The sequence below is a fragment of the Limnobaculum allomyrinae genome, from assembly GCF_016649425.1.
Classification (GTDB): domain Bacteria; phylum Pseudomonadota; class Gammaproteobacteria; order Enterobacterales; family Enterobacteriaceae; genus Limnobaculum; species Limnobaculum allomyrinae.
In genome coordinates this window covers 58636-84784 of the sequence record NZ_JADRCR010000007.1, presented here as the reverse complement: position 1 = coordinate 84784, position 26149 = coordinate 58636, and the positions used below count along the sequence as shown (strand labels likewise).

The 26149-nt window shown below is 42.2% G+C and carries 24 protein-coding genes and 1 tRNA gene; 13 read left to right on the top strand and 12 right to left on the bottom strand.

The genetic code is table 11. The features are described 5' to 3' along the window. The first annotated feature begins 191 nt into the window (after positions 1 to 191). The 4 genes from pqiA to I2494_RS13715 all read left to right on the top strand — a co-directional run bounded on the left by pqiA (position 192) and on the right by I2494_RS13715 (position 4543). Positions 192 to 1520: a membrane integrity-associated transporter subunit PqiA gene (gene pqiA, locus I2494_RS13730; protein ID WP_218467330.1), complete on the top strand. Its 1329-nt coding sequence runs from the start codon at positions 192 to 194 to the stop codon at positions 1518 to 1520. Positions 1521 to 1531: 11 nt separating this feature from the next. After that, on the top strand, positions 1532 to 3157 hold the full coding sequence (gene pqiB / locus I2494_RS13725; protein WP_218467329.1) for an intermembrane transport protein PqiB: 1626 nt from the start codon (positions 1532 to 1534) through the stop codon (positions 3155 to 3157). After that, a complete protein-coding gene (gene pqiC, locus I2494_RS13720) occupies positions 3154 to 3723 on the top strand; it encodes a membrane integrity-associated transporter subunit PqiC (RefSeq protein WP_218467328.1) in 570 nt (189 codons plus the stop codon). Before pqiB ends, pqiC begins: the two co-directional genes overlap by 4 nt. Positions 3724 to 3793: 70 nt before the next feature. Beyond that, positions 3794 to 4543, top strand: coding sequence for a MipA/OmpV family protein (locus I2494_RS13715; protein WP_218467327.1), 750 nt, complete (start codon positions 3794 to 3796; stop codon positions 4541 to 4543). A gap of 78 nt (positions 4544 to 4621) precedes the next feature. Here I2494_RS13715 and I2494_RS13710 read toward each other — a convergent pair whose 3' ends face one another. Next, positions 4622 to 5503 carry a D-hexose-6-phosphate mutarotase gene (locus I2494_RS13710; RefSeq protein WP_218467326.1) on the bottom strand — a complete coding sequence of 294 codons (882 nt, stop codon included), beginning with the start codon at positions 5501 to 5503 and terminating at the stop codon, positions 4622 to 4624. Positions 5504 to 5604: 101 nt separating this feature from the next. Continuing rightward, positions 5605 to 6600, bottom strand: a complete 996-nt coding sequence (gapA, locus tag I2494_RS13705; protein ID WP_130590782.1) for a glyceraldehyde-3-phosphate dehydrogenase — start codon at positions 6598 to 6600, stop codon at positions 5605 to 5607. Positions 6601 to 6962: 362 nt separating this feature from the next. Between gapA and msrB the strand changes: the two genes are divergently transcribed. Next, positions 6963 to 7370 (top strand): peptide-methionine (R)-S-oxide reductase MsrB, encoded by a 408-nt coding sequence (msrB, locus tag I2494_RS13700; protein ID WP_218467325.1) that lies wholly within the window; start codon positions 6963 to 6965, stop codon positions 7368 to 7370. A gap of 116 nt (positions 7371 to 7486) precedes the next feature. Here the strand turns inward: msrB and pncA are convergent, their stop codons facing one another. The 3 genes from pncA to sppA form a co-directional block, all read right to left on the bottom strand. Then, the gene (pncA, locus tag I2494_RS13695; protein ID WP_218467324.1) at positions 7487 to 8110 is read right to left on the bottom strand and encodes a bifunctional nicotinamidase/pyrazinamidase; all 624 of its coding nucleotides are present in this window, start codon (positions 8108 to 8110) and stop codon (positions 7487 to 7489) included. Positions 8111 to 8127: 17 nt separating this feature from the next. Continuing rightward, positions 8128 to 9153 carry an asparaginase gene (gene ansA, locus I2494_RS13690; RefSeq protein WP_218467323.1) on the bottom strand — a complete coding sequence of 342 codons (1026 nt, stop codon included), beginning with the start codon at positions 9151 to 9153 and terminating at the stop codon, positions 8128 to 8130. Between the two features lie 131 nt (positions 9154 to 9284). Next, positions 9285 to 11141, bottom strand: a complete 1857-nt coding sequence (gene sppA / locus I2494_RS13685; RefSeq protein ID WP_218467322.1) for a signal peptide peptidase SppA — start codon at positions 11139 to 11141, stop codon at positions 9285 to 9287. A 159-nt stretch (positions 11142 to 11300) separates the two neighbouring features. Between sppA and I2494_RS13680 the strand changes: the two genes are divergently transcribed. The 4 genes from I2494_RS13680 (at position 11301) to I2494_RS13665 (ending at position 16121) form a co-directional block, all read left to right on the top strand. Then, positions 11301 to 11849, top strand: coding sequence for an NAD(P)H nitroreductase (locus tag I2494_RS13680; protein ID WP_218467321.1), 549 nt, complete (start codon positions 11301 to 11303; stop codon positions 11847 to 11849). Positions 11850 to 12052: 203 nt separating this feature from the next. After that, positions 12053 to 13096, top strand: a complete 1044-nt coding sequence (gene selD, locus I2494_RS13675; protein ID WP_218467320.1) for a selenide, water dikinase SelD — start codon at positions 12053 to 12055, stop codon at positions 13094 to 13096. Next, a complete protein-coding gene (gene mnmH, locus I2494_RS13670; protein ID WP_218467319.1) occupies positions 13096 to 14190 on the top strand; it encodes a tRNA 2-selenouridine(34) synthase MnmH in 1095 nt (364 codons plus the stop codon). The genes selD and mnmH overlap by 1 nt, the downstream gene beginning before the upstream one ends. Continuing rightward, positions 14190 to 16121 (top strand): DNA topoisomerase III, encoded by a 1932-nt coding sequence (locus I2494_RS13665; protein WP_218467318.1) that lies wholly within the window; start codon positions 14190 to 14192, stop codon positions 16119 to 16121. Before mnmH ends, I2494_RS13665 begins: the two co-directional genes overlap by 1 nt. Before the next feature lie 15 nt (positions 16122 to 16136). Here the strand turns inward: I2494_RS13665 and I2494_RS13660 are convergent, their stop codons facing one another. From I2494_RS13660 to I2494_RS13635, 6 genes are all read right to left on the bottom strand, one after another. Beyond that, on the bottom strand, positions 16137 to 16526 hold the full coding sequence (locus I2494_RS13660) for a pyrimidine (deoxy)nucleoside triphosphate diphosphatase (protein ID WP_218467317.1): 390 nt from the start codon (positions 16524 to 16526) through the stop codon (positions 16137 to 16139). 60 nt (positions 16527 to 16586) lie between these two features. After that, the gene (gene xthA, locus I2494_RS13655; RefSeq protein ID WP_218467316.1) at positions 16587 to 17393 is read right to left on the bottom strand and encodes an exodeoxyribonuclease III; all 807 of its coding nucleotides are present in this window, start codon (positions 17391 to 17393) and stop codon (positions 16587 to 16589) included. Positions 17394 to 17499: 106 nt separating this feature from the next. Next, positions 17500 to 18072 (bottom strand): LOG family protein, encoded by a 573-nt coding sequence (locus tag I2494_RS13650; protein ID WP_218467315.1) that lies wholly within the window; start codon positions 18070 to 18072, stop codon positions 17500 to 17502. Between the two features lie 100 nt (positions 18073 to 18172). Further along, positions 18173 to 18257, bottom strand: a tRNA-Tyr gene (locus I2494_RS13645). Between the two features lie 181 nt (positions 18258 to 18438). Then, positions 18439 to 19272, bottom strand: coding sequence for a formyltetrahydrofolate deformylase (purU, locus tag I2494_RS13640; RefSeq protein WP_218467314.1), 834 nt, complete (start codon positions 19270 to 19272; stop codon positions 18439 to 18441). A gap of 85 nt (positions 19273 to 19357) precedes the next feature. After that, positions 19358 to 19816 (bottom strand): YchJ family metal-binding protein, encoded by a 459-nt coding sequence (locus I2494_RS13635; RefSeq protein ID WP_218467313.1) that lies wholly within the window; start codon positions 19814 to 19816, stop codon positions 19358 to 19360. Between the two features lie 142 nt (positions 19817 to 19958). Between I2494_RS13635 and rssB the strand changes: the two genes are divergently transcribed. The 4 genes from rssB (at position 19959) to I2494_RS13615 (ending at position 24500) form a co-directional block, all read left to right on the top strand. After that, the gene (rssB, locus tag I2494_RS13630; RefSeq protein WP_218467312.1) at positions 19959 to 20969 is read left to right on the top strand and encodes a two-component system response regulator RssB; all 1011 of its coding nucleotides are present in this window, start codon (positions 19959 to 19961) and stop codon (positions 20967 to 20969) included. Between the two features lie 236 nt (positions 20970 to 21205). Further along, positions 21206 to 22123, top strand: coding sequence for a UTP--glucose-1-phosphate uridylyltransferase GalU (gene galU / locus I2494_RS13625; protein WP_218467311.1), 918 nt, complete (start codon positions 21206 to 21208; stop codon positions 22121 to 22123). A 23-nt stretch (positions 22124 to 22146) separates the two neighbouring features. Beyond that, positions 22147 to 23490: a UDP-glucose dehydrogenase family protein gene (locus I2494_RS13620; protein WP_218467310.1), complete on the top strand. Its 1344-nt coding sequence runs from the start codon at positions 22147 to 22149 to the stop codon at positions 23488 to 23490. 8 nt (positions 23491 to 23498) lie between these two features. Continuing rightward, positions 23499 to 24500, top strand: coding sequence for an NAD-dependent epimerase (locus I2494_RS13615; protein ID WP_218467309.1), 1002 nt, complete (start codon positions 23499 to 23501; stop codon positions 24498 to 24500). A 292-nt stretch (positions 24501 to 24792) separates the two neighbouring features. Here the strand turns inward: I2494_RS13615 and hns are convergent, their stop codons facing one another. Further along, a complete protein-coding gene (gene hns, locus I2494_RS13610) occupies positions 24793 to 25200 on the bottom strand; it encodes a histone-like nucleoid-structuring protein H-NS (RefSeq protein ID WP_130591035.1) in 408 nt (135 codons plus the stop codon). Between the last annotated feature and the right edge of the window lie 949 nt (positions 25201 to 26149).

Sequence of the window (26149 nt, the reverse complement as noted above, 5' to 3'; positions counted from 1 at the left end):
CGGTTGATAACATCAAATGGATTTTTTGATAAACTTTATTAACCGATAAAATGAATAATATGATAAATATATTATTCAAAGTGATAGTTAATACGGCATTTATCAACTTTGTTTGAAGATGCGTTTCAACGTAATGGATTATACTGAGTATGCTAATGGGTGTTCTCTCTGAATGATAAAAGGTGGTAGCAATGTGTACTGATGCGGGTTGTTCCCATGCATCACTGCTACGGGTAAATATCAAACAGACCCATGGCGATGCAGTAACAGTAGAAAAATCTGACGATAATCTGGTGTTATGCCCACAGTGTGACTGGATGGTTAAACTTCCTGAGATTAAGCAGGGAGATAAAGCGGTTTGTCCTCGCTGCCACACTACGTTAAGTGCTATGTGGGTAGAACCTGTTTTACAGCCCGTGAGTTGTGCTATTAGTGCACTTATCATGTTGGTGTTTGCCAACCTGTTCCCATTCATTAATATGCAAGTTTCAGGTATCTACAATCAGATTAAACTGATGGAGATACCTGAAGCCATGATGAGTGATGATTACGCCAGTCTGGCAACATTATTCATTATCTTTGTTCAGTTGATCCCGGCATTTTGTATGGTTGCCATCATTTTGTTGTGCCTGAAAGTCAGGCTACCTTATCGACTGAAAGTCATTATGGGGCGTGTTATCTATCTCGCCAAAGTTTGGTGCATGGTAGAAATCTTTCTGGTTGGTGTACTGGTAAGTTTTGTAAAATTAATGGCTTACGGGGATATCGGCATTGGCCCGAGCTTTGTGCCTTACTGTCTATTTTGTTTGCTTCAGGTTCGAGCTTTTCAATGCCTGGATCGTTACTGGCTATGGAACACTATCCAACCTGCACCGACATTACATCAAACACCTCAGGTTGGTATGTCCGGTATGGAACAAGGTCTGAGATCCTGTCCTTGCTGTATGGCGATTTTGCCTATGGATGAACACCAATGTCCGCGTTGCCATACCATCGGTTATGCCAGACGTCGTAATAGTTTACAGTGGACTCTGGCACTATTAGTGACATCCATTATGCTTTATATCCCGGCCAATATTCTCCCCATCATGGTAACCGAAGTATTAGGGAACCCAATGGCATCCAATATTATTTCTGGGGTTATTATCCTTTGGGAAGACGGTTCTTATCCTGTCTCACTGGTGATATTTATTGCCAGTATCATGGTTCCTACTTTAAAAATAATGGCTATCGGTTGGTTATGTTATGACGCATCCGGAGCAGGAAAGCTTGGGAATAAGTTGGATCGCGAGAAAATGCATTATTTGTATGAAGTGGTTGAGTTTGTTGGTCGATGGTCAATGATAGATGTATTTGTGATAGGGGTTCTGTCTGCGCTGGTTCGAATGGGGCGGCTTATGAGCATCTATCCTGATGTTGGCGCAGTGCTGTTTGCTATGGTGGTTATTTTAACCATGATTGCGGCTATGATGTTTGATCCCCGTCTTTTGTGGGATCGTAAAAAAATGATTAACCAATAAGGAGCCTGATCGTGCAGGACAGTCATCAGGACGTAGCAAAAGTTGAAAAAATAAAACGCTGGTCACCCGTGTGGATTATTCCTATTGTGACGGTGCTCATTGGTGCCTGGATCCTTTTTTACCATTTTAGTACCCAAGGACCTGTTGTTACGCTGATAACCACCAATGCTGAAGGTATTGAGGCGGGTAAAACAGCCATTAAGAGCCGTAATGTCGGCATTGGTATGGTGGAGAGCGTTACCCTGAGTGATGACCTGAAACAGGTGGTTGTTACTGCACGTTTAAATGATGGCATGGTTAAACTACTCAATAAAGGCACGGTCTTTTGGGTGGTAAAGCCTCAGATTGGTCGGGAAGGGGTATCGGGTTTAAACACTCTACTTTCCGGTGCTTATATTGAGTTACTTCCAGGGCACGATAAGCAGGAACAGGATAAATTTACTCTGGAGGAGAATGCGCCTTTGGCTTCGGCAGATACTAAAGGATTGCGCGTTTCACTGGAGAGTAAACAGCCAAGCCGCTTGAATGCCGGCGATCCGGTACTGTTTCGTGGTTTCCGCGTCGGTACGGTAGAGAGCAGTGAATTTGATCCCAAAGAACGGGTAATGCGTTACAGCCTGTTCATTATGGATGCTTATCGTGGATTAGTGACCAGCAACGTTCGTTTCTGGCAAGACAGCGGCATTGCGTTTGATATGTCATCACAAGGGGTGAGAGTTGAAATGGCCTCGCTGGATACCTTAGTCGCGGGAGGTATTAGTTTCGACTTACCTAACGGTTGGGCTCAGGGCGATCCAGTTAAAGACAACGAAGAGTTTGAGCTTTATTCAGATCAAAAGAGCATTCAAGAGTCTCTGTATACTCGACATGAAGATTTCTTACTCTATTTTGAGGACTCTATTCGTGGTCTGCAACCGGGGGCTCCGGTTGAGTTTCGGGGAATCAGGGTGGGTACTGTTTCAGAAGTACCGTTCTATATGCCTGAATTGAAGATGACAAATAATAATTACTATGTGCCGGTGTTAATTCGTATTGAACCCGATCGAATTCAAAATCGATTTGGTAAAGATTTTGATATGAAGGCACATCTGTTGGCATCAGTAGATGCTAATGGTCTGAGGGCATCGTTGAAATCAGGTAACCTGTTAACAGGTGCGCTGTTTGTTGATCTCGATTTCCACAAAGACGCAAAACCGTGGAAAGGGCCAAAAGAAGTGTACGGACATCCGCTGATACCAACCATGCCGGGTGGATTAGCTGAAATTCAGAAACGTTTAATGACGGTATTGGATAAAGTTAATAACATGCCAGTTGAACCAATGTTGGCAGAGATGACTAATACCTTAAAAGAAACGCGCAGTATGATGAACAATCTGAATGCCATATTGTCCAGCAAAGAGGCTAATAATCTGCCGAAAGATATGCAGAAGACACTCACCGAGTTGAATCGTAGTCTGAAAGGGTTACAACCAGGTTCAACGGCATACAGCACCATGGTTGCCGATATGCAACGTCTGGATCAGGTTATGCGTGAGTTGCAGCCAATATTGCAGAAACTGAATCAGAAGAGTAATGCACTGGTATTTGAAGCACCAAGTGCGAATGACCCTACGCCAAAAAAGGCCAATAACCAATGATGAAATGGACTATTGCAACCCTTGCGCTGTTATTGAGCGCCTGTAGCAGCCAGCCGCAGGTATCCTATTATCAACTGCCATCAGCAAGTGCGGCTAAAAGCAGTTCGGCTGCTATTGCAGTCAACTCTGGCAAACAGTTGTGGATTGAAAATGTTACCGTGGCTGATTTTCTTAGTGGAACCGGAATTGCTTATCAAACCAGCAATGTAAAATACACCATAGCGAATAACAATCTTTGGGGTAGTAGCCTGGAGCAGCAATTAAAACAAGCATTAACCGATAATTTGAATGCACAGCTAAGTGGCTGGGTTGTGTCTGCACAACCTATTGGCGGAAGCAGTGATGTGGATATATTGCGCGTAACGGTAAATGGATTTCATGGTCGTTATGACGGTTATGCTGTGGTTAGTGGTTATTGGATATTGCAACACGGTAATCAAATTATTCGTCGTCCTTTTGATATTGAAATGCCTCTACAAAAAGATGGTTATGACGAGCTGGTTCATGTTTTGGCTAATGCCTGGCAACAAGAAGCAGTACAAATAGCAAAAGCACTAAAGAATTAAAAGATAAATCAATGTAGTGAGAATATTACTCGCTAATTAATAGCGAGTAATGTGTAAATCAGGGGTAGTGATGAAATTAAGTCGTATAGTTTGGAGTTCATGCATTTTAGGTGCCGTAATGGCTGTTCCTGTTGCCAATGCAGATACCTGGTCTATTGGGGCTGGAGCCGCAGTTGAGATGTATCCTTATAAAGGCATTGATAACAAAGTATCGCCGTTACCAACGATTGTTTATGAAGGGGAACACTTCTATATTCGTGGTATCGGTGCTGGTGCTTATGTCTGGAAAGATAGTCAGAATCAGCTATCACTGGATCTCTATTACTCACCATTGCGTTTCCGTGCCAGTAAAAGTGACGATCGTCAGATGAAAAAGCTGGATAATCGTGACTCAACAATGATGGGTGGAGTCAGCTATAAGCATACGGCAGATTGGGGTATTATCAGAACTTCATTCTCTGCAGATATGCTGGATGAAAGTAATGGCTTGCGTGGTGATATTGCTTACTTACATCCTTTCGTGCTGAATGATTTGAAAATTACTCCGGGAGTTGGTGCCGTTTGGTATAGCAGCAACTTTAATGATTACTACTATGGTATATCAGGTAAAGAATCTGCTCGTAGTGGTCTGGATAAGTATGAGGCCGACAGCAGCTGGTCACCTTATGCTGAATTGACTGCAACCTATAAGATCAATAATAGCTGGAGCACCTACGCGACAGGCCGTTATACCCGTCTTGCCAGTGAAGTGAAAGATAGCCCGATGGTTGATAGATCGTATTCAGCTATTGTTGCCGGTGGTGTGACTTACACTTTCTAATACTGATTGGTTAAGCGTTATTCTTTTTTATAAAACCGGTCAATTTATTGACCGGTTTTATTTTGCCAAAAATATTTGTTACACAGGTTCATTTTTGTGGCAGCGAATAGTCATCGATAAATATTGTGGTTTATCGCTGTGCACCTCAACCGGCTGATGAGCATTGGCAGTTTCAACGCAAACCATCGTTTTATAACCATCGTTTTCCATATCTTTCATACCGCTGGCACCTTCAGCTGCAGGATTCCAGGTTACAACATCATGGGCATTACGATGATGAACTTCGATACTGCGAGCAAAGACTGGATCCTGAATCAGGCTAAAGGCTTCCGGTTGACTATAAACACGATCGACCGGGCCGGTAAAAGTGAGTGTTTTATCGCTGGTGTCATGTTCACTACCGGTGATGGTATCAAGATAATGAGAACCTAAACCGGAGATGCTGATTTGAGAAATATCGGCAATATTCAAGTAAGTATGAAGGGCGGAAGTAATTGAGTAATCACCATGGGACTCCAGCTCAATTTCACAAGTCGTGCCCAACTTAATGCGAGCGATCAGACAAAAAGAGTGAGGCCATATTTGGCGAGTTTGCTCATTGTCTTCCAAAGAGAAAGTGAGCCAAACTGATTCTTCATTCGCATCATGTGCTGTTAATTGCCATAGTTCATTTCTGGCAAAACCATGGGCAGGGGAGGCGACTTTTCCAAACCAGGGCCAGCAAATAGGAACGCCACCACGAATTGCTGTACCTTGTTTAAAATGACTGGCTTTGCTTAACCAGATGACGGGTTCTTCACCATTAGGCTGCCATGATAATAGATGGGCACCTTGCAGTGCGATAGCACCTCTGGCTTTCGGGTGGTTAACCACAATAATGGCTAACTCATCTTTTTTACGTAGAGTTAAATAGGGAGTTAATTGCTGTTCTATGGGTAATGAAAAGAGAAAGTCTGACATAACGTTGCCCTTCTAATCATAGCTAATTTGTGACTTGATATGGCGCCAATAAAAAGGGCAGCGATTACGCTGCCCTCTTGAATCAGAACGACTGATGACTCTTATTTAGAAACGTGAGCAATCAGGTCTAATACTTTGTTTGAATAACCGATTTCGTTATCGTACCAGGCAACAACTTTCACGAAGTGGTCGTTCAGAGAGATACCTGCTTTGGCATCAAACACAGAAGTGCATTTTTCGCCCAGGAAATCAGTAGAAACAACATCATCTTCGGTGTAACCCAGAATACCTTTCAGAGCACCTTCAGAAGCAGATTTCATTGCTTCACAAATATCTTTGTAAGAAGCGGCTTTGTCTAAACGTGCAGTTAAGTCAACTACAGACACATCCGGAGTTGGAACACGGAAAGACATACCGGTTAACTTACCGTTCAGTGAAGGGATAACTTTACCTACAGCTTTAGCTGCGCCGGTAGAAGAAGGGATGATGTTCTGAGCTGCACCGCGGCCGCCGCGCCAGTCTTTGTGAGACGGGCCATCAACAGTTTTCTGAGTAGCGGTAGTTGCGTGAACAGTCGTCATCAGTGCTTCAACAATGCCGAATTTGTCATGCAGAACTTTAGCAACTGGAGCCAGGCAGTTAGTAGTACAAGAAGCGTTAGAAACGATATCCTGACCAGCATAGGTAGAATCGTTCACACCCATAACGAACATTGGAGTATCGTCTTTAGATGGGCCAGTTAACACAACTTTCTTAGCGCCAGCAGTGATGTGCTTACGAGCGGTAGCATCATCCAGAAACAGGCCAGTTGCTTCTGCAACAACATCAACGCCAACTTCGTTCCATTTCAGGTTTGCCGGATCTCTTTCCGCCGTTACACGAATTTTTTTACCATTAACGATTAACTGACCGTCTTTCACTTCAACGGTGCCTTTGAAACGACCGTGTGTAGAATCATACTTCAGCATGTAAGCCATGTATTCAGCGTCGAGCAAGTCGTTGATTGCAACGATTTCAATGTCAGTGCGCTCTTGTGCAGCACGGAATACGAAGCGACCGATACGGCCAAAACCGTTAATACCTACTTTGATAGTCATATTGTTCCACCAGCTTGTTTGTTAGTGAATGAAGTGAATTTAAAACCTGCCAGTAAAATTACAAAAACCTTGCAAAACGTCAAGCGGAATCGTGTCAATCATTGTCAGTAATCACAAAAAAAAGTCAGAGTACAAATGAGAAACGGACGCAGTTTTGCTGGTTTTTTGTGCTTTTCAGGCGGTCTATCGGGTGCCGATTTTTCAATTATAACCCCATTCGATATGAATTGGGTAATTATTGCTGTTTTGCCTCCGAAAATGACCGTTTTAACGATAAATCACCTGCCGTTTTGTTAATCTATTGTTATAATTAGAGGTCTGGAAGCTATTTTTTGTCATAACTGATTTTTTAGAGGGTGGAAATGAGTAACCCATTGAATAATAAAATCAATGAATTATCAGATATTCAGCGCTATGTTACTCAGGAAAGAGGAACTGAAGCTCCATTTACCGGGCATCTTTTACATAATAAACAGGTAGGAATATACCACTGTATATGCTGTGATTCCCCGCTGTTTTACTCCGATACCAAATTTGATTCTGGCTGCGGGTGGCCGAGTTTTTTTGAAGCAATTAGTCCTGATGCTGTTCGCTATCTTGATGATTATTCACATAATATGCATCGTATTGAGATTCGTTGTAATCATTGTGATGCACATTTAGGGCATGTATTTCCTGATGGGTCACCACCTACAGGAAAGCGATATTGCATCAATTCAGCCTCAATGGTTTTTGTTGATGAACAGAGTGGAGAGAAGAGTCTCGGTTAAATTGTATCCGAATATTAACAAAATCGATTCAGCTTAATATTCGAACTAAACAGTGAGCAAAATGATAAGAAGGGTGAGAAGCGTGGGTAATGTTCCAAAGCTTCTCACTCTGTGATTTATATATCATGGAGTTGAATAACTCTGGCGCCTTTAGCTGACATTTCGTGCAAGGCCTTCTCGCTGTCACCGGCGGCTAAATTTACTCCACGACACCCTTCAGCAATCACTTCCGTTTGATAACCTAGCTCTAAAGCGTCCAGAACGGTGAATTTTACGCAATAGTCTGTTGCCAAACCTAATACCGTCAAATGCTGAATGTTTTCGCTATTCAGCCATTGATGAAGCGCTGTTGCCGAGCGCTTGCCATTATCAAAAAAAGCGCTGTAGCTATCAATTTCGGGATCTTGCCCTTTATAAATTCGTTTGTTGATATATTGCTGTTCCAACTGTGGGTGTAGCGATGCACCAGTGGTATTTTGCACACAATGTGTTGGCCACCAGACCTGTGTTAGTCCGTTTAATGTACCAACTTCTCCCGGCTGAGTACCTGAATTAATAGCAAAACTTTTATGATTTGCCGGATGCCAGTCCAGTGTTGCAATAACCGGCCAGCCATGTTGATGGAAAATACGCATAGCCTGATTGGCAATATCGATAACCGCATCTCCGTCATGAACAGCAAGGGTGCCATTCAGACAGAAATCGTTTTGCAGATCGACCAAAAGCAAAGCCTTCTTCATGATAACTCCCTTAATGATTACTCGTTTTCCGCTAACTCACCGCGCAGACTTTGTTGCATTAAGCTTCTGATTTGATGAGCAGGAAGGTTCAGACTCAACAAAAAATGCAGTTTTGTCAATGTTGCTTCGACCGTCATATCGAAGCCACTAAGAACACCGGCGTGGGCTAATGCATTCCCTGTGGCATACCCCTCCATGTTCACTCTTCCTGAAAGACATTGGGTTAGATTAATCACAATAATGCCCCGTTCAGTGGAATCACGCAGTTCTTTCAATAAATCAGGGTCTTGTGGAGCATTTCCAACGCCGTATGAGCGCAGAATAAGCGCTTTAACCGGTTGACGCAGGAAGTTGCGAATAATCTCGGCTGAAATCCCAGGATAGATAGTAATAACCCCAATTGGCTGAGGAGCAATAGCCTGTACTTTTAACTCACCTGTGCAAGGGGAGGTATCCGGTACCGTCAGGCGCTTAATATGAATACCCGCCTCCAGCAGTACGGGATAATTTGGTGAAGCAAAGGCGTCAAAGCCATCGGCATGAACTTTAGTGGTGCGGTTGCCACGAAATAGTTTGTTATTAAAGAATAAGCAAACTTCATTAATAGGGTAGTTGGCTGCTACATACAACGCATTGAGCAGATTAGTCTGCCCGTCAGATCTTAGTTCAGCTAAAGGTATTTGAGAACCGGTAACAATGACCGGCTTGGATAAATTCTCCAGCATAAAAGAGAGTGCCGAAGCGGTAAATGCCATGGTGTCCGTGCCGTGCAAAATAACAAAGCCATCATATTGGTGATAGTTTTTCTGAATATCATCAGCAATATGCTGCCAGTCTTGTGGCGTCATATCTGAGGAGTCAATTAAAGGCTGATATTCATGAATAACAAAGGTTGGCATTTCATCACGATGAAACTCTGGCATTTGTGCCAACTGTTTCTGTAAATGTCCGGAAGCAGGAATATATCCGTGTTCTGAGCGCAACATACCAATTGTTCCACCGGTATAAGCCACATAAATCGATTTTTTTTGCTTATTTTGCATGATAATTCAGACCATAAATCGGAAAGTGTGGGGATTATAGAAAATTAACTCAAAGAATAATATGTATTCAACAGATAGAAAAAGGCCTGGTGATAAACCAGGCCTGAAAGAAGATTCGTTAACCAGAATAATTACTGCGTATAGCTACAGCTTAAACAGTAAATGTAACGATAACCGGGATCGTTCATGTTACCAAAGAAGCCCGGTTGTTTATTGATATCCTCTGCAACCTGGCGCAATGGTGCAGGAAGTTCAATTTTTATTGTTTCTGGCAGTAGGGCATTAACTGATGCAGAAACCTGACCTAACAGAATTTCTCTGACGGTTGGTTCTGTCACTGTCCATTTGATTTCATAGTCTTTCAGTTTAGCGAGTTCTGCCGTTTTTTTAATGGCATCGTCAAAATCACCTAGCTGATCCACCAGTCCATTTGTTTTTGCATCTGAACCAATCCAGACTCTACCCTGAGCTATGCTGTCAACTTCAGCAGGTGTTTTATGCCGGGATTTAGCCACCAGATTGATAAAAGTCTTATAACCATTCTCAATGGTTAACTGCATCATTTCAGAGAATTGTGGTGGTAATGCCTTAGTTATTGTCGCATCAGCCAAGGGAGAAGTAGAAACACCATCGGTATGAACACCAATGGCATCCAGCGAATTTTCAAATGTATTGATAACGCCAAAAATGCCAATAGAGCCGGTTAAGGTACTTGGGCTGGAGATGATGTAATCCGCAGGTGTAGAGATCCAGTAACCACCTGAAGCGGCCATTCCACCCATTGAAACAACGACAGGTTTACCCGCATCTTTCAGCGCCTGAACTTCTGAACGAATCATTTCCGAAGCGGTAACACTACCTCCGGGACTATTTACCCGCAGTATAATCGCTTTGATTTTGTCGTTAAGCCGAGCGGCTCGCAGTTGCTTAGCGGTAGTATCACCGCCAACCATTCCTGGCATTTCAGGGCCATCAACAATAGCACCATTAGCAAAAATGACCGCAATTTCCGGCAATTTAGCTCTTTCAAAGTCAGGCTCTGTTACCTGATAGTTATAGATACTGACAAAGTTATAATTTTTATTTTGCTGATCCCAACCAAAAGTCTCTTTCAGTATTTTTTCTACCGCTGAACGGGAAGCGATTTCATCTACCAGTTTATTCTTAAGGGCGAATGTCGCAGTATCACCATCGCTGGCCTTTAATTGCTGAATTAACTGAGCAGGTTCCGGATAGAGTTCTGCAATTGAGATATTACGATTCGCAGCCACATCGGTCATATAGTTAGACCACAACGTATTTACCCAACGGCTATCAGACTGGCGAGCTTCAGGGGACATATTATCGCGAATGAATGGTTCAACGGCGGATTTATAGGTGCCCACGCGAAAAATATTGGTGGTGACTTTCAACTTATCCAGTAGCGATTTGTAATAGAGGTTATTGGTGGAAATTCCGGTTAACAGAACCGAGCCTTGCGGGGATAAATAGATCTTATTGGCAAAACTGGCCAGATAATACTGACCCTGAGAGTAACTATCCCCAATGGCATAAATTGGCTTTCCGCTATCGCGAAACTCCTTTAAGGCTTTGCCGATATAACGCAGGGAAGGTTGATCCGCACCAATGAAATTTCTCAGAGATAGTACCATTCCACTAATTTTGTCATCGTCTTTGGCCTGGCGGATCTGTTTCACAATATCGAACAGTGAGTTTTCCTGAACGTCTTTATTACTGCCTATCAACTCTTGACCTATCTGACGTAATTTACTGTCAGAGCTTAAACTATCCACCACGGTGCCGCTCAGGTTAACCAGCAACGCCCCTTTTTCAGGTTGAATAGTGGAGTCTTGCATTTGTATATAGAGCGCAAAACCAATAAGCAGAACGAAGAAGAAAATCAGATTACAAACAGCCTGGCGAATAAAATTAATAATCCGCCAGGAGAATTTGAATATGGTTGCAAAAATTTGCCATAGTGCCCGCATGTATACTCCATTCATTAAGCGGTAAAAACATTGTTGGATATCCTAAAGCCTGATGATAGAAAAGTCAGTGTTAAATAACCAATTGGTTACGTTATTTTTGTGTTCGTAACAAATAATTAACCTTACAATAGGCAATTCCCCGTTTGTCTGGAGAGTTTTATGGATTCGTTAGAACTATTACTTAACCGCCGTTCCGCGTCTCGTTTGTCAGAACCCGCACCTCAGGGAGAAGCGTTGCACAACATTATTCGGGCAGGCATGAGAGCTCCAGATCACGGAACTCTGGAACCATGGCGTTTCATCATTATTGAAGGTGAAGCGCGCAGTCGATTTGCCGATGTGTTACTGGCTGCGGCGGTAGATGCAGGTCAGGATGAGTCAGTACAGGAAAAATCACAAAAAGGGCCCTTCAGAGCTCCAATGATCATTACCGTAGTGGCCCATTGCACTGAACATCATAAAGTACCACGTTGGGAACAAATAGCCTCGGCAAGCTGTGCCGTTCAGGCTATGCAGATGGCTGCGGTTGCTCAGGGATTTGGTGGTATATGGCGCAGTGGTTTTTGGACTGAACACCCTATTGTCAGAGAGGCTTTTGGTTGTCGTGAACAGGATATGATCGTTGGTTTCCTCTACTTGGGTACTCCCTTGATGCAACCAGCTAAAGTTAAAGCACCAGATACGTCAGCTTTTGTTTCTTACTTCTGAGATTGATTGTTTTTTGGGTATGCATGGAATAGCGTACCCAAAAACTTCACCATAATTATCATCGCATTTATTCCTTTCTGTATCCTGTAATCTGAGCAATATATCCACGATCGGCATGGTATGACTTATCAATAGTGACGAGTCGCGGTACTATATACGCTTGATCTCCGTTTGCCATTCAGGCCAAAAAGAGGAATTGATATATGACAGAGCAAAATGTTCGTTTAACTCAGTACAGTCATGGAGCTGGTTGTGGCTGCAAAATTTCCCCAAAAGTACTGGAAACGATCCTGCATTCTGAGCAAGAGAAGTTTATCGATCCTCATCTGTTAGTGGGTAATGAAACCCGTGATGATGCAGCGGTTTATGATATTGGCAACGGTATTGGTATTATCAGTACCACAGATTTCTTTATGCCCATTGTTGACGATCCTTTTGATTTTGGCCGAATTGCGGCAACGAATGCCATTAGTGATATTTATGCCATGGGCGGCAAGCCGATAATGGCTATTGCGATTCTTGGTTGGCCAATCAATAAACTGGCTCCTGAAATTGCCCAGAAAGTGATCGACGGTGGTCGCTATGTCTGCCAGCAGGCAGGTATAGCGCTGGCTGGTGGGCACTCAATTGATGCCCCTGAACCGATTTTTGGCCTGGCAGTGACCGGTATAGTAAGTACTGAACAAATTAAGAAAAACAGTGCGGCAAAGGCTGGATGTAAGCTGTTTCTCACGAAGCCATTAGGTATTGGTGTACTGACTACCGCAGAGAAGAAAAGCAAATTGCTGCCACAACATCAGGGAATAGCAACGGAAACTATGTGTCAGTTGAATAAGCCTGGTGCAGAGTTTGCTAAAGTTGAAGGTGTAACGGCGATGACCGATGTCACCGGTTTTGGGCTATTAGGTCATTTAAGTGAGATATGTCAGGGCTCGGGGCTACAGGCCAATATCTGGTTTGATGCAGTGCCAAAATTACCGGATGTAGAGCAGTATATTGCCGAAGGCTGTGTACCAGGAGGAACACAACGTAACTTTGATAGTTACGGGCATCTTATTGGATCATTGACTGATTTACAGCGTAACTTGCTGTGCGATCCACAAACTTCTGGCGGCTTGTTAATTGCTGTTACCTCAGAGGCTGAAGCTGAAGTGCAGAAAATTGCTGAACAATACCATATTACATTAACGGCCATTGGCGAGTTGTTTGCTCCTCAGCAAGGTCGTGCATTGATTGAGGTTGGTTAATGTCAACCAATAGTCGCGCTGATTATCAGCAAATATTTCTTAATGACATTCCATTAATTGATGTGCGCGCTCCGGTCGAGTTTATTCAGGGCGCATTTGCTTGTGCCACCAATTTGCCACTGATGATGGATGAAGAGCGTCACGCAGTTGGTATTTGTTATAAACAATATGGGCAAAAAGCCGCGATTGAATTGGGTGAACAATTAGTCAGCGGGGATATTCGGGAACAGCGAATTGACCAATGGCGAGCTTTTTGCCAGCAGCATCCCGAGGGATTGTTATATTGTATGCGTGGAGGCTTACGTTCTCATATTACGCAGCAGTGGTTAAAAGAAACAGGCATTAATTATCCGCTGGTGAAAGGCGGGTATAAAGCAATGCGTAATTTTCTGATAAACGTGAACCAACAGGTTGCTACCATGCCGCTGAAGGTAATTGGTGGAAATACCGGCAGTGGTAAAACACGGTTAGTGAAAGAGTTACCTTTTGGCATTGATTTAGAAGGTGCAGCCAGACATCGAGGTTCTTCATTTGGAAGAACGTTGGAAAACCAAAGTACCCAGATAAATTTTGAGAATCGTGTTGCCGTCTCGTTACTAAAACAACAACATCAGGGTATTTGTCGCTGGGTGGTTGAAGATGAGGGGAAAACTATTGGTTCCAACCATGTGCCGCTGGAGATCTATGATTCAATGCAAACCGCAAATTTAGTCGTGATTGAAGATCCCTTTGAATTACGCCTGCTGCGTTTAAAGGAAGAATATATCGATACCATGAGCGCTGGATTTCAACAGCAGTATGGTGAAGATGATGGGTGGGTACGCTTTGGTCACTATCTTCATCACGGTCTGTTTGCGATTCGTAAACGGCTGGGAATGGAGCGTTATCAAACACTGCTGAATGAGCTTGATAGTGCATTACATCATCAACAGATGGGACAGGGCAGTGATAAACATGAAAACTGGCTGGTACCGCTGCTAATTGAGTATTATGACCCTATGTATAGTTATCAATTAAGTAAAAAATCCGATCGTATTATTTTTCGGGGAGATTATAACGCTGTCCGTGATTTTCTATTGAATGATAATCACTGATGCGTTTATTCATTGCCGAAAAACCGAGTCTGGCACGGGCTATTGCAGATGTACTGCCAAAACCACACAAGCGTCAGGATGGCTTTATTGTCTGTGGCAACGATCAGGTGGTGACTTGGTGTGTGGGGCATTTGCTGGAACAAGCACAGCCCGATCAATATGACGCACGTTATGCACGCTGGTCACTTTCTGACTTACCCATTATTCCTGAAAAGTGGCAGCTAAAACCGAGAGACTCAGTAACCAAACAGCTGAATGTGATTAAACGACTGCTTGCTGAAGCTAATGAAGTGGTACACGCAGGAGACCCGGATAGGGAAGGGCAACTGTTGGTTGATGAGGTATTGGATTACCTCGAACTTGATGCAGATAAACGTCAGCAGGTGCGTCGCTGCCTGATTAATGATCTTAATCCACAGGCTGTAACTCGTGCTATTGATAAGTTAAGAGATAATCGGGAATTTATCCCACTTTGTGTTTCAGCATTAGCGCGTGCCCGGGCTGATTGGTTGTACGGTATTAATATGACCCGAGCTTATACGTTGCTGGGCCGTAATGCCGGATATAACGGGGTATTATCTGTTGGCAGAGTACAAACACCGGTGCTAGGCCTGGTGGTTCGTCGGGATGAAGAGATTGAGAATTTTGTACCGAAGGATTTTTTTGAAGTAAAAGCACATATTGTTACGCCAGCAGAAGAGCGTTTTACCGCTATCTGGCAGCCCAGTGACTCCTGTGAGTCTTTTCTGGATGAAGAGGGGCGATTACTTAACCGCAATTTAGCGGAGCATGTGGTTAAGCGTATCACCGGTCAGCCAGCATTTGTCACAGAATATAACGATAAGCGAGAGAATGATGTGGCTCCGTTGCCTTTCTCTCTTTCAGCATTGCAGATTGAGGCTGCGAAACGTTTTGGTTTTAGCGCACAGCAAGTATTGGATCTCTGCCAACGGCTCTATGAAACCCATAAGTTAATTACCTATCCTCGTTCTGATAGTCGCTATTTACCGGAAGAGCACTTTGCCGATCGTCATGCGGTGATAGCCGCTATTGAAACTCATCAGCCAGATATATTCCCATTACCCGTTGTTGATAGTGAGAAACGTAATCGTTGTTGGGATGATAAAAAAGTTGATGCTCACCACGCTATTATCCCTACGGCACGTAGTTCGTCGGTCTCTTTATCTGCAGATGAACAGAAAATATATCAGCTGGTTTCGCTCCAGTATCTGATGCAGTTTTGTCCGGATGCGGTTTATCGGAAATGTGTTATTGAACTGGATATTGCCGGTGGTAAATTTATTGCTAAAGCCCGTTTTCTGGCCGAAGCTGGTTGGCGTATGCTGCTGGGCAGTAAAGAGCGTGATGAAGAGAATGAGGGAACACCATTGCCAGTAGTAAATAAAGGCGATGAATTGTTGTGCGAACAAGGGGAAGTGGTAGCGAAGCAGACTCAACCTCCACGCCCATTTACGGATGCGTCTCTGTTGTCAGCGATGACCGGTATTGCCCGCTTTGTTCAGGATAAAGAGTTAAAGAAAATATTACGGGCGACGGACGGATTAGGTACAGAAGCGACCCGAGCAGGTATTATTGAGTTGTTGTTTAAGCGTCGTTTTTTACAGAAGAAAGGCCGGACGATTACCTCAACGGAAGCGGGTAGAGCGTTGATCCATTGTTTACCTGAAATTGCAGCTCATCCTGATATGACTGCCCATTGGGAATCTACGTTAACTCAAATTAGTGAAAAACAGTGTCGCTATCAGGATTTTATGCAACCAATGGTAGTAACCCTGCAAGATTTAATTGCTCAGGCAAAGCGTAACCGTATGCCTCAGGTATTTAAAAATATACAGCAGGCAACGGAACTTGAAGAATCAAAACCAAAGAAAAAACGGGCTAAATCCAGCAAGAAGAAGAGTGAAGAGTAACCAGTACTTCCGGTGTTATATACGTTGATAAGCTAAAAGCAGGGGAATATCAGCAGGAGCCAATTGATAGCCTAATGCTTCATCCGGTGTGACCCAGCAAAAATTGGTGTGGCAACGTAACTGTATATCTCCTTGCCAGGCCACCACTTTCCATGCCTGTAATTGAATAATGCGTTCAGGCTGTTGAATGGTACTGGTAGCAATATAATCAGTAACCTGAATATGATGAATATTGAACTCTTCTTCCAACTCACGGATTAATGCTTGTGCTGGTGTTTCGCCGTTTTCTATTTTCCCACCAGGGAACTCCCAGTAGCCAGCAAGGTCGCTTTGACTATCTCGTTGAGCAATCAAAATACGTTCTTGTTGCTGCATAATAGCGGCGACGACATTAACTATTTTCATATTGATGTATTTGTGAGAGAGCCAGACCGATTAAAACCACCGGTCTGGTTGAAATCATTATCAGAGCTTAAAATTAGCCCAAATAGGCGCATGATCAGACGGCTTCTCCATGGCTCGGATATCATAATCAATACCGGTAGAGACGCAATGAGGAGCCAAAGACTGACTGGCTAGTATCAAATCAATACGTAAACCGCGATTATCATCAAAACCACTGGAGCGGTAATCAAACCATGAATAGCGATCGTTGGTTTCCTGATTAGCCTGACGGAAAGTATCAACTAATCCCCAATTGAGTAGTTTCCCCATCCATTCACGTTCTTCAGGTAAGAAAGAACATTTTCCTGTACGCAGCCAACGTTTACGGTTTTCCTCCCCGATACCAATATCCAGATCGGTAGTACTGATATTCATATCACCCATAATTACAACAGGATTAGCCGGGTTAAGATGTTGTTCCAGATAGGATTGCAAGTCTGCATAGAATTTTTGCTTGGCCGGAAATTTAATTGCGTGATCCCGGCTTTCTCCCTGAGGGAAATAGCCATTGATTACCGTTAATAAACCCGCAGGTGTTTCTATATCCGCCATGATAATACGACGTTGGGCATCGTCATCATCAGTGGGAAAACCCTTCCTGACAGCAACGGGCTGTGCTTTAGTTAGCAGTGCTACGCCATAATGTCCTTTTTGACCATGATAAAAGACGTGATAGCCATACTGGCTGACTTCTTCAAGGGGAAACATATCATCATGAACTTTTGTTTCCTGCAGTCCAATAACATCAGGCTGATGTTGGTCAATAATTGCTGCAAGCTGATGAGGTCGGGCTCTTAGTCCATTGATATTAAATGATATAAACTTCATGATTAAGTATCTTTTATCTGCCAAAAAATAGGGATAAATAGTAACAGAAATTGAGAATAATTGTTATCCGACCATTCAAACAGAATGGTCGGATACGATTGGTATATTATTTAGCCCAGCGATTAAGATTATGTGGCTGGTATTGGTCAAACTGGTTGAGCAAGTCATGAGCCGAATCGCTGATTAATAAGGTGTTCAGGTAACTTTGGCGAACAAAACCCTCATCAGCTACATGTTGTAGGAATTGGCTCATTGGAGAATAGAAATTTTGAATGTTTAGCAGACCAACCGGGTTGGTATGGTATCCAATCTGGCTCCAGGTCCATACTTCGAACAGTTCTTCGAGCGTGCCGATACCGCCAGGTAATGCAATAAAGCCATCAGCCAACTCACTCATGCGCGCCTTACGAATATGCATGTCAGGAACAACTTCCAGGTCGGTAATACCATGATGGGCCGTTTCAGCCTCAACTAAGCGTTCAGGAATAACACCGGTAACCTGACCACCTGCATCTAATACTGCATTCGCCAGAATGCCCATTAATCCTTTATTGCCGCCGCCATATATCAGCCGACGACCTTGCTCAGCGATCGCTATCCCCAACTGTTCAGCCGCTTCGGCATAGGCAGGATTATTTCCGGTGCTGGCACCACAATAAACACATATATTCTTACGCATGAGACACCCTGATAAATCAAAATAAGGGGCTTGTATAGCCTATTTAGACCAGAGCTTCAAGGTGGTGGTGAAAATTATTGTTAAAAAGAAGGGGAGATAATGGTGGTGGGAGAAGGATTCGAACCTTCGAAGTCTGTGACGGCAGATTTACAGTCTGCTCCCTTTGGCCGCTCGGGAATCCCACCATAGGATATATATTTGCTCTGTCATGAATGACAAGGACGCGCATCATAGCAGAAGCATCAGCGGTGTAAAGTATTGATGTGGAAATAATGATTGTTTGTTGTTTTTTCCAGCATGGGATGCTGATTATTCGAACTTAATGAACAAACGATGTATTAACACCGCTTGTTCATTAAAAAGCACTTAAAGAATTACCGTTCTATTTCCGTAAACGAAAACTCGTTGTCCCAGAACCCGATATAACCCGTGGCTTAGTACATTTTTTTCAACGTCTCGTCCGGCACGCATCATATCTTCAGCACTGTAGGTGTGATCAACGTGAATAACATCCTGCATGATGATTGGGCCTTCATCTAAATTGTCATTAACGAAGTGAGCAGTAGCGCCGATGATTTTAACTCCACGTTCATAAGCCTGATGATAAGGACGAGCACCAATAAAGGCAGGCAGGAATGAGTGATGGATATTAATAATCCGGTTTGGATAATGACGAACAAAATCAGGCGTCAGAATTCGCATATATTTAGCCAGAACGACATAATCCGGATTAATGCTGTCAATTAACTCAACCACTTGTTTATCATGGTCTTCGCGGGTTAACCCTTCATGGCTGAGTAAATGGAAGGGGATATCAAAACGCTCAACCAGTGTACGTAAGGTATCGTGATTACCAATAACGGCTGCAATCTCTACATCGAGTCCACCGTACACGCTTTTCATTAACAGATCGCCCAGACAATGTGCTTCTTTAGTGACCAGAATGACTATCTTTTGTCTTCCGGCTTCATTCAATTCACGGACAGAACCTTCCGGTAATGCATCATCCAGATCGGCCAGCAAAGTTTCATCATTGAAGAACCCTTCCAGTTCGGTACGCATAAAAAAACGTCCGGTACGGTGGTCTACAAACTCATTATTTTGGACAATATTCAGTTGGTGCTTGTAACAGATGTTAGTTATTTTTGCGATCAGGCCTTTAGCATCAGGACAAATCGTACGGAGTATTTTTTTTTGCATGGCGCACTTAACCTTTTGATGTGTTTGCTATTGCTTATTGTTATGGAATGAGTCGTTATTAAACATAACGGGTAATTTTATTCTGTTATTTACCACAACATTTTTTGTATTTTTTCATTGAACCACAGGGGCATAGCTCATTACGACCAACCTGAGGTTTAATGCCTGAAGTATAATACCAGCTTCCATGCAGTTTGATAAAATGAGAACGTTCGTGGAGTGCATGTTCTTGCTGTGTCTGACTATCAAGGTATTTTGCAACAAACTCAACATAGCTTTCATTACCATGATCTGAGGTTGTAACAATATTTAATTCAAGCCACTGGGTATGTTCAAAACTGTGAGCGATAGATTCAGCTAAATCAGGTGAGCGAAAATCAGGATGCCATGTTGCAACCAAATATTCGACATCATGGCTGACATAAGCACTATAACGTGACTTCATTAACTCAAGCGCTGTTGAAGCAATGGTTTGACCAGAAATCAATGGGTGGCAGCATACGGAAAACTCCTTTAAGCTACCGCATGGACATAGTTTGAACAATATAATCTCCGATATACTGATAACGCATTTTAGGTAGTTAGCGTTGCGGCAAGATAATTTGACAAGAATAAATCATACTTTTACAGGCACAAGTGCCAAATTTGAACCAAAATATAATAAACAGAAAGCATGGAAGTTTACAATGACACCCCCTTTAGCCAATAAACATATACTCCTTGTTGAAGATGATGCGGTATTTCGCTCAATGCTGGCGGGATATCTAACCTCATTAGGTGCAATAATTGGCGAAGCTGAAGATGGCGAACAGGCGTTAGCCTATGTTGCACAGTTTCAGCCTGAATTGATGATTTGCGATTTGAATATGCCAAATATGGACGGCATAACGCTGGTCGATCGTTTACGCCATCAGGGCTGCCAGATCCCGGTTATTGTTATTTCAGCAACAGAAAAAATTACTGACGTTGATAAGATGCTACGTCTCGGGGTTCAAGACGTTTTACTTAAACCTATTACTGACTTGAATCACTTGCGTGATGCGTTATTATCCAGTTTTTACCCCTACTTATTCTCCTCTCCAGCTAGCGAAGAATTAACCATGCTTGCCGACTGGACCGACCTTAGCGAAAAACCGCAGGAAGCAGTGCAGTTGCTTAAACAACTCCAGCCTCCGGCACAGCAAACTATTGCTGGCTGCAAAATTAATTATCGCCAACTGACATTAGCGGAGAAACCAGGAATTGTGTTTGATATTGCCGCGTTATCCGAACATGATTTTGCTTTTTATTGTCTTGATATTTCGCGAGCAGAAAATAAAGGTGTATTGGCAGCATTAATGCTTAGAGCTCTGTTTAATAATCTATTACAGGAACATTTAGCTGAGCAAAATGAAGCATTACCGCAAATGTCGACTATCTTAAATCGTATTAATCAGTTGTTACATCAGTCTTATCTGGAAGGACAATTTCCTTTTCTTGCTGGCTACTATCATGCACCAAAACAAAAACTATTAATCGTGTCCGCTGGGTTGCATGTCAATATTGAAGCTAACGGCCGTAAATATGAATTGGATGATAGTGTTCCAATGGGAACCTTACAGACTCTCTATCCCAGCCAGACCAGTCTGGTTGCGGATCGCTGGGTTTGTCATGTCAAAGGAAAGGGTGGGCGTTTGCAACTAAGTGCAACGCTTTAGGCCTGTGAATTAGCATTTTGTTATCTGATTGGCCTGTGAATGATATCGGAGAATGGTCTCTTAGCTGATATACTCTCGTCATAATTTGTTCAGAATAGTATGCCGAAAACATGTCAGATTTATGGCATGTTTAAAGTTTAATCTATTCTATTTAATGAACAATGATGAATTTTATATTAACTAACTGAATATCGTATTAATAAAACGATATTCTTTGAATAGTGAGAACATTATTTATGTCAGTAATACAGCCTAAAGTCAGAAAAGCAATTATTCCTGTTGCCGGACTGGGCACCCGCATGTTGCCTGCAACCAAAGCAATTCCTAAAGAGATGTTACCACTGGTAGATAAACCTTTAATCCAATACGTGGTTAATGAATGTATTGCTGCAGGTATTCATCATATTGTGCTGGTTACCCACTCATCTAAAAATTCCATAGAAAACCATTTTGATACCAGCTTCGAGCTTGAAGCTATTTTAGAGCGCAGGGTTAAACGCCAACTACTGAATGAGGTTCAATCTATATGTCCCAGCAACGTGACGATAATGCACGTTCGTCAGGGGCTGGCTAAAGGATTAGGGCATGCCATTATGTGCGCGCACCCTTTAGTCGGTGATGAGCCTTTCGCAGTAGTATTGCCAGACGTCATTATTGATGAGTATGAATCAAACCTTAAGAAAGATAATCTCAGTGAGATGCTAAATCGTTACGAGACAACGGGGCATAGCCAGATTATGGTTGAACCCGTACCAATTAATGAAGTCAGTGATTATGGTATAGTTGACTGTAATGGTTATGGATTATCTGCAGGTGAGAGTGCACCTATCGCTAAAGTAGTAGAAAAACCAAGTGTTGCTGAGGCACCTTCCAACCTGTCTATTGTTGGGCGTTATGTATTAAGCGCTGATATTTGGCCATTACTATCCCGCATTCCACCAGGAGCTGGTGATGAGATCCAGTTAACGGATGCTATTGCAATGCTGATGGAGTCAGAACCTGTTGATGCTTATCATATTCGAGGCCGCAGCCATGATTGCGGTAACAAAATGGGATATATGCAGGCATTTGTTGAATATGGTTTACGTCATGCAGGGCTGGGTGCTGAGTTTGGCTCATGGCTAAGACAACTTCAGGGTACAGGTAAAAGCTAATAATTATATTTGGACAATAAAAGATGAAAGTCACAGTTTTTGGTATTGGTTATGTAGGATTAGTACAGGCTGCCGTACTGGCAGAAGTCGGTCATGATGTTATGTGTATCGATGTTGACGAAGCGAAAGTAACCAATCTTAAGAAAGGTGTTATTCCTATCTTTGAACCCGGATTAGCACCATTGGTGAAAGAGAATTATGAAGCAGGACGATTAACTTTTACCACCGATGCTGAAGCGGGTGTGGCTCATGGCGAAATTCAGTTTATCGCTGTTGGCACACCGCCGGATGAAGATGGTTCTGCTGATTTGAAGTATGTTACGGCAGTGGCTCGTACTATTGCTGAGCATATGACTAGCTATAAAGTGATTATTGATAAATCAACGGTGCCAGTGGGTACCGCCGATAAAGTTAAATCGGTGGTTATGGAAACACTTGCTCGCCGTCAGGCTAATTTACCGTTTGATGTGGTTTCAAATCCGGAGTTTCTTAAAGAAGGGGCTGCAGTATCTGACTGTATGAAACCGGAGCGTATTATTATCGGAACTGATAATAATCAGGTGTTGGATTTGATGCGTGAGTTATATGGTCCATTTAATCGTAACCATGACAGAATGGTGATTATGGATATCCGTAGTGCTGAATTAACCAAATATGCTGCTAACTGTATGTTGGCTACAAAAATCAGCTTTATGAATGAAATGTCCAATCTGGCTGAGTTACTGGGTGCTGATATAGAAAAAGTACGTCAGGGTATTGGTTCTGACTCACGTATTGGCTACCACTTTATTTATCCTGGTTGTGGTTATGGTGGTTCCTGTTTTCCTAAAGATGTACAGGCATTAATTCGTACCGCGGAACATATCGGTTATCAACCCGTATTATTGCAAGCGGTTGAAGCCGTTAATGCCAAGCAAAAACATAAGTTGTTCAGCTTTATTCAGCGTCATTTTAATGGTGATTTGAAAGGGCGTACTTTTGCGCTTTGGGGGCTATCTTTCAAACCGAATACTGATGATATGCGTGAATCATCCAGTAGAGTATTAATGGAAACGCTTTGGGAGGCTGGCGCGAAAGTTCAGGCATTCGATCCTGAAGCGATGGAAGAAACACAGCGTATTTATGGTACACGATCTGATTTGGCATTGATGGGTACTAAAGAGGCGGCTCTACAGGGCGCTGATGCCTTGATTATCTGTACTGAGTGGCAAAATTTCCGTGCTCCTGATTTTGATCTTATTAAAGCAACATTAAAACATGCGGCAATATTTGATGGGCGTAATCTCTATGAACCTGAGCGTATGGTTCAACGAGGATTTACCTATTATGGTATTGGTCGTGGCGCTTCAGTAAACCCTGTTATTTGAGGTTGATAATGAAATTTCTTGTTACTGGAGCCGCTGGGTTTATTGGTTTTCATGTTAGCCAGAGACTATTAGCATTAGGTCATGATGTCGTAGGTATTGATAATCTTAATGATTATTATGATGTCAATTTAAAGTTGGCTCGCCTTGGACTAATTGAAAATCACCCCCAGTTTAAATTTTTTAAAATGGAGCTGGCCGATCGGGATAATATTGCCCGGCTTTTTGCTGAGCAAAGCTTTCAACGCGTTATACATTTAGCGGCTCAGGCCGGGGTGCGTTATTCATTAGATAACCCTCATGCTTATGCTGATGCAAATCTAACGGGACACTTAAATATTCTGGAAGGGTGTCGCCACCATAATATAGAACACTTGCTTTATGCTTCTTCGAGTTCTGTTTATGGGTTAAACCGTAAACTCCCATTTTCAACAGATGATAGTGTAGATCATCCTATCTCGCTGTATGCCGCCACCAAGAAAGCAAATGAATTAATGTCCCATACCTATTCTCATTTGTTTAATTTGCCTACGACAGGATTACGTTTCTTTACCGTATATGGTCCATGGGGGCGGCCAGATATGGCGTTATTTAAATTTACTAAAGCCATCATCGAAGGGCGTAGTATTGACGTATATAACCATGGGGATATGCGTAGAGACTTTACCTATATTGATGATATTGTTGAATCAATAATTCGTTTACAAAGTGTTATTCCAACAACTAATTCGTCATGGACTGTCGAAACGGGTACTCCTGCAACCAGTTCTGCCCCCTATGTTGTTTATAATATAGGTAATAGCGAACCGGTTCGTTTAATGGAGTATATTGAAGCCATTGAGAAAGCGTTGGGGAAAACAGCACAAAAGAATCTGCTACCAATGCAACCAGGTGATGTAATGGAAACCAGCGCGGATACTTCCGCGTTGTATAAAGTTATCGGTTTTAAGCCCCATACGTCTGTAATCGACGGTGTACAGAAATTTGTTGAATGGTATCGGGAATTTTACTAATAACAGTAATTTACTTAGTCTGTATCATACTTTTAAAAAGAGGACTTAGTTCCTCTTTTTTATTTGTTTTATCATTTCAAATTATGCAGAGGGTAAATCACCAGAAAAGGTATATTTAGATTGTATTATTTCGATTGTAACTATTAGTTAATAATCATGACATAAACTGAAGAAAAAAATAGCGGTATATAGAGAGTGCTGAAACAACCCTTATTCGAATAATAATTTGTTAAATAGCACAAAAAAATAAAGCCTCCGATATGGGAGGCTTTATTCAGCGGGAAAGCTTAAATTACATCAGGAAATCATCCAGAGATTTACCTTGTTCTTCAATAGCTTTCTTGATAACGGCTGGTGTACGACCCTGGCCTGTCCAGGTTTTTAATTCGCCGTTTTCATCAGTAAATTGATATTTAGCTGGACGTGCAGCACGCTTAGATTTACCCGTGACTTTAGTAGCAGAAAGAGACTGAAGTAATTCATTTGGGTCAATACCGTCAGCAATTAACATTTCACGATATTGTTGTAATTTACGAGTACGTTCTTGAATTTCAGCTTGGTTTGCCTGATCTTCTTCGCGGCGCTCTTTGACCACTACTTCCATTTTCTCTAACATTTCTTCTAAAGTCTCAAGAGAGCACTCTCGGGCTTGAGCACGCAAAGTACGGATGTTGTTAAGGACTTTTAATGCTTCGCTCATTGTATCGTTCTCAAATTAATTATGGATTGAAATTTTGGTTAATAATAAAGCGCTAAATTAAATTCTGCAATAGGGTATTACATAAATAAAGTTAATTTATTTATAAGTGATAGTCAAATATTGTCAATAACTGCTGGTTAATAGGATGGAAAACACATTTTGTGTGGTTATAAAAAATTCGTGGCATATCCCATTAAAAGCCAGAACATAGGTTTATTTATCTTACTAAATAGAGGTAAATTGTTATATGACGCTTATTATTGCTTTTGGATGTTAGTTTTACTTACTATTTACCGGACAAACTCTATCAATAACGCGTTGTAAAAAGCGGGATGACATTAATCAACAATACTTTTCCATGCCTATTTTATCCTGCGTAACTATATACATTATTATCGTTATGCTCTATATCCCCGCATAGTGTGACTTATAGTGCGGCTATAAACGGTGCTTTTTATATCAAATATATTTATAACGAGCGGTGATGTTTATGACCTGAAAACAAATGAAGCTCCAGTAAATCGTTATAATTTCGGAAATAATTAGCTGAAAAATAGTCTTTACACACTCTACAAGCGTTTCATGTAGCACTTTAATAGCAAACATAACTTGAGAAGTTATCTGTTAAAAATCAAAGATAATTATAATAAATTCATATGAGTATGATGACCAATCCTCACTAATTATAAGCAAGTTTGAACGATCAACAGATTAGTTCCCATGAAAGTAACAGAACGATCCCCTGATAAAAATGTGTTCTTTGTCTATCAATATAATATCGGATAAATCTATCTCACAGGTAGAACGCGTTCTTTTGGCCGAAATGAATGTAATAACTAAAAAATACAGTACGTATTTACATTTGATTTAATAATAGATGAGCACTTTTTCAATAGTAATCATGGTGTTTGAGTTAATTGGCCGGTTTCAGCTATGTGCCTGAGGTATA